The organism is Clostridium putrefaciens, from assembly GCF_900461105.1.
GTDB classification, from domain to species: domain Bacteria; phylum Bacillota; class Clostridia; order Clostridiales; family Clostridiaceae; genus Clostridium_L; species Clostridium_L putrefaciens.
On the sequence record NZ_UFWZ01000001.1, the window covers coordinates 1 to 14,601 of the forward strand.

General features: G+C 37.1%; 7 protein-coding genes, 2 tRNA genes and 3 rRNA genes. All 12 read left to right on the forward strand.

Annotated features, from left to right (window positions below):
- Positions 1 to 1,029: chromosomal replication initiator protein DnaA (dnaA, locus tag DY168_RS00005; RefSeq protein ID WP_115639921.1), on the forward strand; the 1,029-nt coding region annotated here is incomplete at its 5' end.
- A 266-nt stretch (positions 1,030 to 1,295) separates the two neighbouring features.
- Positions 1,296 to 2,396 (forward strand): DNA polymerase III subunit beta, encoded by a 1,101-nt coding sequence (gene dnaN, locus DY168_RS00010; RefSeq protein ID WP_115639922.1) that lies wholly within the window; start codon positions 1,296 to 1,298, stop codon positions 2,394 to 2,396.
- Between the two features lie 62 nt (positions 2,397 to 2,458).
- Positions 2,459 to 2,665, forward strand: coding sequence for a S4 domain-containing protein YaaA (yaaA, locus tag DY168_RS00015; protein WP_115639923.1), 207 nt, complete (start codon positions 2,459 to 2,461; stop codon positions 2,663 to 2,665).
- A gap of 62 nt (positions 2,666 to 2,727) precedes the next feature.
- Positions 2,728 to 3,813: a DNA replication/repair protein RecF gene (gene recF / locus DY168_RS00020; protein WP_115639924.1), complete on the forward strand. Its 1,086-nt coding sequence runs from the start codon at positions 2,728 to 2,730 to the stop codon at positions 3,811 to 3,813.
- Between the two features lie 13 nt (positions 3,814 to 3,826).
- The gene (remB, locus tag DY168_RS00025; RefSeq protein WP_115639925.1) at positions 3,827 to 4,090 is read left to right on the forward strand and encodes an extracellular matrix regulator RemB; all 264 of its coding nucleotides are present in this window, start codon (positions 3,827 to 3,829) and stop codon (positions 4,088 to 4,090) included.
- A 134-nt stretch (positions 4,091 to 4,224) separates the two neighbouring features.
- Complete coding sequence (gyrB, locus tag DY168_RS00030; RefSeq protein ID WP_115639926.1) at positions 4,225 to 6,132, forward strand: DNA topoisomerase (ATP-hydrolyzing) subunit B; 1,908 nt, start codon at positions 4,225 to 4,227, stop codon at positions 6,130 to 6,132.
- 21 nt (positions 6,133 to 6,153) lie between these two features.
- A complete protein-coding gene (gyrA, locus tag DY168_RS00035; RefSeq protein ID WP_115639927.1) occupies positions 6,154 to 8,697 on the forward strand; it encodes a DNA gyrase subunit A in 2,544 nt (847 codons plus the stop codon).
- 497 nt (positions 8,698 to 9,194) lie between these two features.
- Positions 9,195 to 10,706: ribosomal RNA gene (locus DY168_RS00040) — 16S ribosomal RNA — on the forward strand.
- Between the two features lie 429 nt (positions 10,707 to 11,135).
- Positions 11,136 to 14,040 (forward strand): 23S ribosomal RNA (locus tag DY168_RS00045).
- A gap of 129 nt (positions 14,041 to 14,169) precedes the next feature.
- A 5S ribosomal RNA gene (rrf, locus tag DY168_RS00050) occupies positions 14,170 to 14,286 on the forward strand.
- The 16S, 23S and 5S rRNA genes sit together here with 2 tRNA genes alongside, the layout of an rRNA operon.
- Before the next feature lie 8 nt (positions 14,287 to 14,294).
- Positions 14,295 to 14,371: transfer RNA gene (locus DY168_RS00055), tRNA-Ile, on the forward strand.
- Between the two features lie 5 nt (positions 14,372 to 14,376).
- Positions 14,377 to 14,452 (forward strand) — tRNA-Ala (locus DY168_RS00060).
- The last annotated feature ends 149 nt before the right edge of the window (positions 14,453 to 14,601 follow it).

Genomic DNA, 14,601 nt, shown 5'->3' on the forward strand with positions numbered 1-14,601 from the left:
ATGACTGCCATCTTAAATCCTAAGTACACTTTTGATTCCTTTGTAATTGGAAATAGTAATAGGTTTGCCCATGCAGCATCACTTGCTGTAGCAGAATCTCCAGCAAAAGCTTATAATCCCTTATTTATATATGGTGGCGTAGGTCTTGGTAAAACACATCTTATGCATGCTATAGGGCACTATGTTCTTAAAAATAATCCAAATACAAAAGTAGTTTATGTATCTTCTGAAAAGTTTACAAATGAACTTATTAACTCTATTAAAGATGATAAGAATGTAGAATTCAGAAATAAGTATAGAAATGTAGATGTACTTTTAATTGATGATATACAATTTATAGCAGGAAAAGAAAGAACTCAAGAAGAATTTTTCCATACCTTTAATGCGTTACATGAAGCTAATAAACAAATTATATTATCTAGTGATAGACCACCAAAAGAGATACCTACCTTAGAAGATAGGCTAAGATCAAGATTTGAATGGGGACTTATAGCCGATATACAGGCTCCAGATTTTGAAACTAGAATAGCTATTCTTAAAAAAAAGGCTGATGTCGAAAACCTTAATGTACCAAATGAAGTTTTAGTCTATACTGCAACAAAGATTAAATCTAATATAAGAGAACTTGAGGGTGCTCTTATAAGAATAGTAGCTTACTCATCATTAACTAATAGTGAAATTACTTTAGAATTAGCTACAGAAGCTTTAAAAGACATAATATCTAGTAAAAATTCAAAAAATATTACAATAGCAAATATTCAAGATATAGTTTCCAGCTATTATAATCTTAGGATAGAAGACTTTAAATCTCAGCGTAGAACAAGGAACGTATCATATCCTAGGCAGATTGCTATGTATTTATCTAGAAAGCTTACAGATATGTCTCTACCTAAAATTGGGGAAGAGTTTGGTGGACGAGATCATACAACAGTAATTCATGCCTATGAAAAGATTTCAACAGGATTAAAAACTGATGAATCATTGCAAAACGTTGTAAATGACCTGACCAAGAAGATTACACAAAAGTAATCAACAGCTGTACATAATAACTACTGAATAACCTGTGGATACATTTTAAAAAATAAATCCTGTCTAACAATGTGGATAAGTCTAGCTTTATAGCACTTACTTATCCACAGTTATTTTCACTTAACTTTTGTGCTGTCACAAGGATTAGGTCACTTACTAACAAATCCACAGCCCCTACTACTACTATTACTATATTTATCTATAATATATCTATATCTATTCTAATTTATAATAAAACTTTGTTAACAAATTAAGGAGGACTCACTATGAAATTTATATGTGAAAAGAATAATCTACAAGAAGCTATATCAATAGTTCAAAAAGCTGTTACAGGAAGATCTCCAATGCCAATACTAGAAGGAATATTTTTAGATGCAAGTAACGATGAACTAAAATTTATAGGTTCAGACATAGATTTAAGTATAGAAACAACAATTAAAGCCAATGTAATTGAACCTGGAAAGATAGTTATTAATTCAAAAATATTTGGAGAGATAATACGAAAGTTACCGAATGACGAAGTTTCTATAGAAACAGCAGAAAATGATTCAATAATAATAACTTGTCAAAATTCTATATTTAATATTACTCATTTAGAAGCTAATGACTTCCCAATGGTACCAAGTATTACTGAAGACTTAATATTTGGAATACCTCAAGGTATTTTGAAAAATATGATAAGGGGAACAAGTTTTGCTGTAGCTGTAGATGAAACAAGACCAATACTTACAGGAATATTGTTTGAGATTAATGACAAGATGTTAAATATGGTAGCTCTTGATGGATATAGGCTTGCATTTAGGAATGAATTCATAGATAATGAAAATTCAATAAATGCTGTAATTCCAGCAAAAACTTTAAATGAAGTTGTAAGGATATTAGAAGATAGTAATGAAAATGTTGATATAACATTTACAACAAATCATATTCTCTTTAATCTAGGTAAAACTAAGATAATATCAAGACTCTTAGAAGGAGAATTTATTAAATATAATTCTATAATTCCTCAAGAGTTTAATTTGAAAGTCACTGTGGATAAACAAAAATTACAAAGTAGTATTGAGAGAGCTTCACTTATGGTTAAAGAAGGAAATGCTAATTTGATAAAATTAGATATACAAGATGAGTCTATGGTGATAACCTCCAATTCTCAATTGGGAAAGGTGAGAGAAGAGATTGCAATAAATTTGCAAGGTAGCCCCATACAAATTGCATTTAATTCAAGATACCTTTTAGATGTCTTGAAGATCATGGAAGAAGATGAAGTTATAATGGAATTTTCAAGTAGTGTAAGTCCTTGTATAATAAAAAATAAGAATAAACTTAATTGCAAATATCTTGTGCTACCAGTAAGATTAGTAAAATAACTATTTAAGTTGTATTAATAATTATGAATAAGGGCAATAATGTAAAATAGGAGAGATGAATAATGGAAGAAATAAAAATAACCACTGAGCATATAAAACTTGATTCCTTTTTAAAATGGTGTGGAGCTGCATCATTAGGTTCAGAAGCTAAATTTTATATACTAGAAGGCCTAGTTAAGGTAAATGGAGAAATTGCTACACAAAGAGGAAAGAAGCTAAGGGTTGGAGATAAGGTAGAATTTAAAGAGAGTATATATAAACTAATTTAAATAAATTATTTTATTCATTATTATTTAACAATAATATGATATAATTTTATAAGGTGTTTAATATGTATATAAAATATTTACAACTTTACAATTATAGAAATTACAATTACTTAAACCTAGAGCTTGGTCCAAGTGCTAATGTTTTCATAGGAGACAATGCTCAAGGTAAGACTAATATTTTAGAATCTGTATACTACTGTGGATTCGGAAAGTCTCATAGAACAAACAAAGATAAGGAACTTATTAAGTGGAATGAAGAAAAATCATCTATAAGTATTTATATATCAAAAAAGAGATTAGACAAAAAGATTGATATAAATATATTAAGAAATGGAAAAAAGGGAATAACGATAAACTCTATAAAGATAAGAAAAATATCGGATCTTATAGGTAGTTTTAATGTTGTTATGTTTTCTCCAGAGGATTTAAGAATAATAAAAGAATCACCAGGGGTTAGGCGTAGATTCATGGATATGGAATTATGCCAAATAGATAAAAAGTATTATTATAGTTTAGTTCAATATAATAAGGTTCTTCAAGAAAGAAATGTTTTGCTAAGAAATAGAGGTTTAGATAAATCCATGTTAGACATATATGATATTCAATTAGCTAGCTTTGGAAAGTATATATTTAATAAAAGATGTGAGTATGTAGATAAGCTTAATCAATATGGTAGTAAGATACATAATGATATAACGTCAAACAAAGAAAATATATTTTTTAAATACATATCGGCTGTTAAGAATAAAGATGATATAGAAGAACAATTATTAAGTTTACTAAAAGAGTATAGGCAAAAAGATATGGAAAGAGGAACTACAAGCATCGGTATTCATAGAGATGATTTGTCAATTTACATAAATAAAATTGAAGTTAAAAGCTATGGTTCACAAGGGCAACAAAGGACAGCAGTTTTAACTATGAAGTTTTCCTCTTTAAGCATATTAAGAGACTTAACAGGTGAGGCTCCAGTTTTATTACTAGATGATGTTCTATCTGAATTAGATTTTAATAGAAAAAGATATATATTAAAGTCTATTAAGGATGTCCAGACAATAATAACCTGCACAGGTGTAGACGAGGTTGAGGCTTATTTAAGTAAGGATGCTAAAATATTTAAGGTTATTGATGGAAATATAATTTCATAGAGGAGGAGTCTTCATGTTTCTTCACTTAGGAGAAAATGTAGTAGTACCCATAAAGGATATAATAGGTATATTTGATATGGAAACTAGTATGGATAGTTCTGATACTAGACAATTTTTAAGAATGGCGGAAGAGGATGGATTTATAGAGCGAATAACAAAAGATAGACCAAAGTCTTTTGTTATTGCGGAAGTCGAAAAGAAGAGTAAGATATTCTTTTCACCAATATCGTCAGCAACATTAACTAAAAGAGTTGATATAGAATATTATTTGAAATGATTTAAGTATTAAATTATATTCTATTCCACATTGCCACTTAATAGCATAATAAGCAATGTTAAGTGGCAATTAATCGTGGAACAAAACATTTATAAGTCTAAGATTATTTATAATAAAGTAGGAGGAATTGCGAGTTGGAAGATAACAAGAGTATTTATGAAGCAAGTCAAATCCAAGTCCTCGAAGGGTTGGAAGCGGTAAGAAAAAGGCCAGGTATGTATATTGGTAGTACTAGTATAAGAGGTCTTCATCATTTAGTATATGAGATAGTTGATAATAGTATTGATGAGGCACTTGCAGGGTATTGCACACATATAGAAGTTGTTATAAATGAAGATAACTCAGTAACTGTATCAGATGATGGAAGAGGTATGCCAGTTGGTATGCATCCTAAAATGGGAAAACCTGCAGTAGAAGTTATAATGACAATACTCCATGCAGGAGGTAAGTTTGGTGGTGGAGGTTACAAGGTATCAGGGGGACTTCATGGAGTAGGAGCTTCCGTTGTTAATGCTTTATCTGAAGTCTGTGAGGTTACAGTTAAAAGAGAAGGTTTTATATGGAAACAGTCTTTTGGAAGAGGTCTTGCAAAGAGTTCACTAGAAAAGATAGGCGAAACAGATGAAACTGGAACTATGGTATATTTTAAGCCTGACCCTTTAATATTTGAAGAGATAGACTTTGATTTTGATATATTATCTAAAAGGCTTAGAGAAGTAGCCTTCTTAAATAAAGGTATAAAACTATCATTTGAAGATAAACGTATTGATAAAAAAGACCAATACCAATATGAAGGAGGAATAAAGTCCTTTGTATCTTATTTAAATAGAAATAAACAAGCATTGCACCCAGAACCTATATATGTAGAAGGTGCTAAGGATGATTATATAGTTGAAATAGCACTTCAATACAATGATGGCTACACAGAAAATATATTTTCCTTTGCTAATAATATAGATACAGTTGAAGGGGGCACCCACCTTATTGGATTTAAATCTGCTCTTACAAGAGTGTTTAATGATTATGCAAGAAAGTTTGGATTGTTAAAAGAAGCAGATAAGAACCTATCAGGAGATGATATAAGAGAAGGACTTACTGCTGTAGTTTCAGTGAAACTTACAGATCCTCAATTTGAAGGACAAACAAAGACAAAGCTTGGAAATAGTGAAGTAAGAAGTATAGTAGATAGCATAATGGGTGAAGGTGTAAGTACTTATCTAGAAGAGAATCCTTTAGTAGGTAAAATTGTTATAGAAAAGGGTCTTTTAGCAGCAAGAGCAAGAGAGGCTGCTAGAAAAGCAAGAGAACTTACAAGAAAGTCTGTGTTAGAAAGAACTTCTCTTCCAGGAAAACTTGCGGATTGCTCTTCAAAGGATCCATTAGAATGTGAGATATATATAGTCGAGGGAGACTCGGCAGGTGGATCAGCAAAGCAAGGAAGGAATAGAAGATTTCAAGCCATATTACCATTAAGAGGTAAGATACTAAATGTTGAAAAACAAAGATTAGATAAAATATTAAATTCTGAAAGTATAAGGTCAATGATAACTGCATTTGGAGCAGGTATTGGTGATGAATTTGATTTGGAAAAGAGAAGATATAATAGAATAATAATAATGACAGATGCTGACGTAGATGGAGCTCATATAAGGACCTTATTATTAACGTTTTTTTATAGATACATGAGAGGACTTGTTGATGAAGGTCATGTATATATAGCTCAACCACCTTTATTTAAGGTTACAAAACAAAAGAAAGATTATTATGCTTATAGTGATAAAGAATTAAATGATATATTAACTGAATTAGGTGGAAAAGATAATAGTATTTCGATACAAAGGTACAAAGGACTTGGAGAAATGAATGCTGAGCAGCTTTGGGATACAACTATGGATCCTGAAAAGAGGATACTTCTTAAAGCAACTGTAGAGGATGCCATGGCAGCAGATGAAATATTTACTATACTTATGGGAGACAAAGTAGAACCCCGTAGAGAATTTATTCAAGAAAATGCAAAAAGGGTTATGAACTTAGATATATAGTGCATAGATGAGGTGAAATATATGAACAATAATGAAGGAAAAGTTATACCGGTTGATATTGAAAGCGAAATGAAGAAATGTTATATAGATTACGCTATGAGCGTTATCGTAGGTAGAGCACTTCCAGATGTAAGAGATGGTCTAAAGCCTGTCCATAGAAGAATTTTATTTTCTATGCATGAGTTGGGGTTAGCTCCAGAAAAGGGATATAGGAAGTGTGCTAGAATAGTCGGTGACGTTTTAGGTAAGTATCATCCACACGGAGATTCTTCTGTATATGATGCTTTAGTAAGAATGGCTCAAGATTTTTCTATAAGATATATATTAGTAAATGGACATGGAAACTTTGGTTCTGTTGATGGAGATTCAGCTGCAGCAATGAGATATACAGAAGCAAAGATGAGTAAGATTTCTGCAGAAATGATAAGAGATATAAATAAAGATACTGTAGATTTTATACCTAACTTTGATGGAGAGGAAAGTGAACCATCAGTATTACCATCAAGATTTCCTAACCTTCTAGTAAATGGGTCATCAGGTATTGCTGTTGGTATGGCCACAAATATACCTCCACATAACTTAAGAGAAGTAATAGATGGGGTAATAATGCTTATAGAAGAGCCAGACTCTAATATTATGGAATTAATGACTGTAATAAAGGGACCTGACTTCCCAACAGCTGGTACTATAATGGGAGAAGCAGGAATTAGATCAGCTTATGAAACAGGAAGAGGAAAGATTCTAGTTAGAGCTAAAGCAGATATATTAGAGGAACATGGAAGAAATAGAATAATAGTAACAGAGATACCATATCAAGTGAATAAGTCTAAACTTATAGAAAATATAGCAGAGCTTGTTAAGGATAAAAAGATAAATGGAATACATGATTTAAGAGATGAGTCAGATAGAGATGGTATGAGAATTGTAATAGAGCTTAAAAGAGATGCAAATCCAGAAGTAGTTTTAAATCTATTATATAAACATACTAAAATGGAAGATACCTTTGGTGTAATAATGCTAGCATTAGTAGATAATGAACCACAGGTCTTAAATTTAAAAGAGGTATTAGTTCATTATTTAAATTTCCAAAAGGAAGTTGTAAGAAGAAGAACTGAGTTTGAATTACAAAAGGCTGAAGATAGGGCTCATATATTAGAAGGGTTAAAAATTGCATTAGATAATATAGATGAAGTTATAAAGATTTTAAGAGGATCAAAAACTGCTGATATAGCAAAATCTACTATTATAGAGAGATTTGATTTTTCTGATAAGCAAGCACAAGCTATTTTAGAAATGAGACTTAGAAGACTTACAGGACTTGAAAGAGATAAAATAGAACAAGAGTTAAGTGAACTTATGATTTTAATCGAAGGCTTAAAGGATATATTACAAAATGAACAATTATTATTAGATTTAATAAGAGAAGAGCTTTTAGAAATTAAAAATAAGTTTGGAGATGAAAGAAGGACTTCAATTGAGCAAGGTGTTGGAGATATATCACTTGAAGATCTTATTCAAGAGCAAGAAGTTGTTATAACATTAACTCATGGAGGATATATAAAGAGAATATTAGCAGATACCTACTCTTCACAAAGAAGAGGTGGTAAGGGAATACAAGCAATGTCAACTAAAGAAGATGACTTTGTAGAGAATGTATTTATAGCTTCTACTCATAGTGATTTATTATTCTTTACAAACCGAGGAAAGGTTTATAAACTTAGAGCTTATGAAATACCTGATGCAGGAAGAACTGCAAAGGGAACAAACTTAATAAATATAATACCTATAACTCCAGGTGAAAAGATAGAGGCTGTACTTGCAATAAAGGATAATAAGTTAGATGGTAACTTAGTTATGGTAACAAGAAAAGGAGTAATAAAGAAGACCCCTCTTAAAGGATTCATCAATATAAGAAGAAATGGTATGAATGCTATAACATTAAGAGAAGGAGATGAACTTCTAAAAGTTAAACTTACCTATGGTGATGCAGAAGTTATTGTTGTTACTAACTATGGATATGCAATTAGAATAAGTGAAAAAGATGTAAGGGCTATGGGTAGAAATGCAGCAGGTGTTAAGGCACTTACATTAAGAGAAGATGATAAGGTTGTATCTATAGATATAATAGTTTCAGATGAGGACCTTCTAATAGTAAGTGAAAATGGATTTGGTAAAAGGACTAACATATCTAAATACCAATTACAAAAAAGAGGCGGAAAAGGAGTTAAGACCTACAAGAGGAATGATAAAACGGGAAATGTTGTAGGTGCTAGGATTTGTAATGAAGAGGATGAGCTTATGCTTGTTAATAGTAGCGGGGTAGCCATAAGAATAAATGTAGATGGTGTAGCTCAAACAGGAAGAAATACTAGTGGTGTAACTCTTATGAAAACTAAAGGCGAAGAGCAAGTAGTTGCTATTGCTAAGATAAAAAGTTCAGTGGATAATGAAACCATAGATGGTGATACAATTATTGTTGAGGATAGTGAGGAATTAATTATCCTAGATGATGAACAAAAGGATGAACCAGAGATATCCTCTGAAGTGATAGATGACGAAGAATAATATATTAATCAGGTTTTAGTATAATAAAGGCATGTTCTATAAGCTTATAGAATGTGCTTTTATTAATTATATCAATAAATTCAATGAACACGATACCTAGTGTATCAATATAAAGAAATAGAAGAAATAACTAGATATAGTCATTATAAAGGACTTAGTTTATTCTAATAGTGTATAAGTATAATATTATATGTTGATATAGATGTTATTCTATAAAAGTTCCTTAGCGAAAAAGAAAAACAATTATTTATCGCTAGAATATAAGTTTTGAAAGTTAAAAACAATAATTAAAAAACTTGTTGACAACTTGAAAAGCACATGTTATACTTACAAAGTACTTTGACAAAGAAGTACATGATCTTTGAAAATTGAACAGAAAAGATATACAAAGACCAGCAATTCTTTTGAATTATGTAATTGAGTAGATTAAACTGAGAATTTCTTTTGAAATTCACTCGGAAAGTCTTATGCCAAATCTTAGATTTGGAATATACTTTTAAATTGAGAGTTTGATCCTGGCTCAGGACGAACGCTGGCGGCGTGCTTAACACATGCAAGTCGAGCGAAGTTATTCCTTCGGGAATAACTTAGCGGCGGACGGGTGAGTAACACGTGGGTAACCTGCCTCATAGAGGGGGATAGCCTTCCGAAAGGAAGATTAATACCCCATAACATAGCATTATCGCATGATAAAGTTATTAAAGGAGTAATCCGCTATGAGATGGACCCGCGGCGCATTAGCTAGTTGGTGAGGTAACGGCTCACCAAGGCCACGATGCGTAGCCGACCTGAGAGGGTGATCGGCCACATTGGGACTGAGACACGGCCCAGACTCCTACGGGAGGCAGCAGTGGGGAATATTGCACAATGGGCGAAAGCCTGATGCAGCAACGCCGCGTGAGTGATGAAGGCCTTCGGGTCGTAAAGCTCTGTCTTCGGGGACGATAATGACGGTACCCGAGGAGGAAGCCACGGCTAACTACGTGCCAGCAGCCGCGGTAATACGTAGGTGGCAAGCGTTGTCCGGATTTACTGGGCGTAAAGGGAGCGTAGGCGGATACTTAAGTGGGATGTGAAATACCCGGGCTCAACCCGGGTGCTGCATTCCAAACTGGGTATCTAGAGTGTGGGAGAGGAAAGTGGAATTCCTAGTGTAGCGGTGAAATGCGTAGATATTAGGAAGAACACCAGTGGCGAAGGCGACTTTCTGGACCATAACTGACGCTGAGGCTCGAAAGCGTGGGGAGCAAACAGGATTAGATACCCTGGTAGTCCACGCCGTAAACGATGGATACTAGGTGTGGGGGATACCAATCCTCCGTGCCGTCGTTAACACACTAAGTATCCCGCCTGGGGAGTACGATCGCAAGATTAAAACTCAAAGGAATTGACGGGGGCCCGCACAAGCAGCGGAGCATGTGGTTTAATTCGAAGCAACGCGAAGAACCTTACCTAGACTTGACATCTCCTGAATTACCTGTAATTAGGGAAGCCCTTCGGGGCAGGAAGACAGGTGGTGCATGGTTGTCGTCAGCTCGTGTCGTGAGATGTTGGGTTAAGTCCCGCAACGAGCGCAACCCTTATTGTTAGTTGCTACCATTTAGTTGAGCACTCTAGCGAGACTGCCTGGGTTAACCAGGAGGAAGGTGGGGATGACGTCAAATCATCATGCCCCTTATGTCTAGGGCTACACACGTGCTACAATGGCGAGTACAACGAGACGCAATACCGCGAGGTGGAGCAAAACTCAAAAAACTCGTCCCAGTTCGGATTGTAGGCTGAAACTCGCCTACATGAAGCCGGAGTTGCTAGTAATCGCGAATCAGAATGTCGCGGTGAATACGTTCCCGGGCCTTGTACACACCGCCCGTCACACCATGAGAGTTGGCAATACCCGAAGTCCGTGTGCTAACGCGTAAGCGAGGCAGCGGCCGAAGGTAGGGTCAGCGATTGGGGTGAAGTCGTAACAAGGTAGCCGTAGGAGAACCTGCGGCTGGATCACCTCCTTTCTATGGAGAACTGTATTAAGATTATAGCTAGTCTATAACTCTTAATACTAGCTGGAATTTATCTTTCTGTTCAATTTTGAAAGATCAAGTATCTTTCAAAATCAAACCTTTTAGTTTAACTAGAAGGTGACCACTACCAAGATTTTTTTGAGTTTTGGATGTGGATTTGTTCTTTGAAAACTGCATATGGTTTAAAAGCAAAGTAAAACTTTAAAAAGAAAAATCTTTTGTAAGATTGAAATGATAACTCATTGATTATTTACTATGTTTTAATTGTATTTTAATATGATTAAACTTTTAAAAACTCTCTGAGTGAAGTTAGAACTGAGTAATACAAGGAAGCAACGAAGGAGGAGCGGAATTTACTAACGTAAATGAGCACCAGACTGAGGTAGCTAACGAAGTAGTACGAAGGTTATAACGAACGAAGGTCAAGCTACAAAGGGCACATGGCGAATGCCTTGGCATCAAGAGCCGACGAAGGACGCGATAAGCTGCGATAAGCTTCGGGTAGCCGCAAATAGGCTGTGAACCGAAGATTTCCGAATGAGGAAACTCACATGGGTAAACCCCATGTATTGTATACTGAATAAATAGGTATATAAGGGTACACCCAGGGAACTGAAACATCTAAGTACCTGGAGGAAGAGAAAGAAAATTCGATTTCCCGAGTAGCGGCGAGCGAAAAGGAAAGAGCCCAAACCAGAAATTTATTTCTGGGGTTGCGGACAGATCATTAACATGGCGGTAATTTTAGTCGAATACAACTGGAAAGTTGAGCCACAGCGTGTAATAGCCACGTAGACGAAAGGATAAAGCCTAAGATCTGATCCAGAGTACCACGAGACACGTGAAACCTTGTGGGAAGCAGGGAGGACCACCTCCCAAGGCTAAATACTACTTGATGACCGATAGTGAAGAAGTACCGTGAGGGAAAGGTGAAAAGAACCCCGGAAGGGGAGTGAAATAGAACCTGAAACCGTGTGCCTACAACCGGTCAAAGCACCTTATGTGTGTGATGACGTGCTTTTTGTAGAACGAGCCAACGAGTTACGATATGTAGCGAGGTTAAGTACTTAAGGTACGGAGCCGAAGGGAAACCGAGTCTTAATAGGGCAAATAGTTGCATGTCGTAGACCCGAAACCGGGTGACCTATCCATGGCCAGGTTGAAGCAGAAGTAAAATTCTGTGGAGGACCGAACCAAATTGGTGTTGAAAAACCATGGGATGAGCTGTGGATAGCGGAGAAATTCCAATCGAACCCGGAGATAGCTGGTTCTCCTCGAAATAGCTTTAGGGCTAGCGTCGGATGTGAGTAGTGGAGGTAGAGCACTGAATGGGCTAGGGGCCGTATAGGTTACCAAACTCTATCAAACTCCGAATGCCACATACTATTAGTCCGGCAGTCAGACTGCGAGTGATAAGGCCCGTAGTCAAAAGGGAAACAGCCCAGACCATCAGCTAAGGTCCCAAAGTATAGATTAAGTGGAAAAGGATGTGGGATTTCAAAGACAACTAGGATGTTGGCTTAGAAGCAGCCACTCATTAAAAGAGTGCGTAATAGCTCACTAGTCGAGAGATCCCGCGCCGAAGATGTTCGGGGCTAAAATCTATCACCGAAGCTATGGGTGTACATTTATGTACGCGGTAGAGGAGCGTCCTGTACTGGCTGAAGTCGTACCGAAAGGAGCGGTGGACGGTACAGGAGTGAGAATGTTGGCATAAGTAGCGAGAACTAGGTGAGAATCCTAGTGGTCGAAAATCTAAGGTTTCCTGGGGAAGGTTCGTCCGCCCAGGGTTAGTCGGGACCTAAGCCGAGGCCGAAAGGCGTAGGCGATGGACAATCGGTTGATATTCCGATACCACTATGTAGCGTTATTACCAATGGGGTGACGCAGGAGGATAAGATGTGCTAGCTATTGGATGCTAGTCTAAGCACTTAGGGAGTCTGGATAGGAAAATCCGTTCAGGCAATTCTGAGGTGTGATGGGGAAGGTCATTTTGACCGAAGTATCTGATTCCACGCTGCCAAGAAAAGCCTCTAGGGAGCAAAGTAGTGCCCGTACCGCAAACCGACACAGGTAGATGAGGAGAGAATCCTAAGACCATCGGAAGAATTGCAGTTAAGGAACTCGGCAAATTGACCCCGTAACTTCGGGAGAAGGGGTGCCTACGCAAGTAGGCCGCAGAGAATAGGCCCAAGCAACTGTTTAGCAAAAACACAGGTCTCTGCTAAAGCGAAAGCTGAAGTATAGGGGCTGACGCCTGCCCGGTGCTGGAAGGTTAAGGGGAATGCTTAGCGTAAGCGAAGGTATGAACTTAAGCCCCAGTAAACGGCGGCCGTAACTATAACGGTCCTAAGGTAGCGAAATTCCTTGTCAGGTAAGTTCTGACCCGCACGAATGGCGTAATGACTTGGGCACTGTCTCAACTGCAAATCCGGCGAAATTGTAGTGCCAGTGAAGATGCTGGCTACCCGCGATTGGACGGAAAGACCCCGTAGAGCTTTACTGTAGCTTAGCATTGAATTTCGGTATTGTCTGTACAGGATAGGTGGGAGACTGAGAAACTGGGGCGTCAGCTTCAGTGGAGTCATCCTTGGGATACCACCCTGACAGTACTGAGGTTCTAACGGATACCCATGAAACTGGGTGCCGGACATTGTTAGGTGGGCAGTTTGACTGGGGCGGTCGCCTCCTAAAAAGTAACGGAGGCGCTCAAAGGTTCCCTCAGAACGGTCGGAAATCGTTCGAAGAGTGCAAAGGCAGAAGGGAGCCTGACTGCGACACCTACAAGTGGAGCAGGGACGAAAGTCGGACTTAGTGATCCGGTGGTACCTCGTGGGAGGGCCATCGCTCAACGGATAAAAGCTACCTCGGGGATAACAGGCTGATCTCCCCCAAGAGTCCACATCGACGGGGAGGTTTGGCACCTCGATGTCGGCTCGTCGCATCCTGGGGCTGAAGTAGGTCCCAAGGGTTGGGCTGTTCGCCCATTAAAGCGGCACGCGAGCTGGGTTCAGAACGTCGTGAGACAGTTCGGTCCCTATCCGTCGCGGGCGTAGGAAATTTGAGAGGAGCTGTCCCTAGTACGAGAGGACCGGGATGGACTGACCTCTGGTGTACCAGTTGTCACGCCAGTGGCATTGCTGGGTAGCTATGTCGGGACGGGATAAACGCTGAAAGCATCTAAGCGTGAAGCCCACCTCAAGATTAGATTTCCCATAGCGTAAGCTAGTAAGACCCCTTGAAGAACACGAGGTTGATAGGTCAGAGGTGTAAGTATAGTAATGTATTAAGCTGACTGATACTAATAGGTCGAGGGCTTGACCAAATTATTTTAAACCATATGCAGTTTTGAAAGAATAATTTCTTTCAAAACTATTGACAAAAGCACTTATTTATAATAAAATAAGTTTTGTTGATAAATAAATATAAGTGTTTAAATATTTATATTTACTTATCCGGTGATTATGGCTTAGTGGTAACACCCCTTCCCATTCCGAACAGGATGGTTAAGCACTAAAGCGCTGATGGTACTGCAAGGGAGGCCTTGTGGGAGAGTAAGTCGTCGCCGGGTGAAAACAAGGATCTTTAGCTCAGTTGGTTAGAGCAACCGGCTCATAACCGGTAGGTCCGGGGTTCGAGTCCCTGAAGGTCCACCAAACCTGGGGGTATAGCTCAGTTGGGAGAGCACCTGCCTTGCACGCAGGGGGTCAAGAGTTCGAGTCTCTTTATCTCCACCAAAAAGTCATGAACTTTAGTTCATGACTTTTTATTTTATTTAAAAATAAAAATATGATATAAAAGTGTCATTTAATATGTATGTTTACAAAATATTAATATGAATAATTCTGTATTTATATTAGAATGTAAGATGGAAGGGATTGTGAAT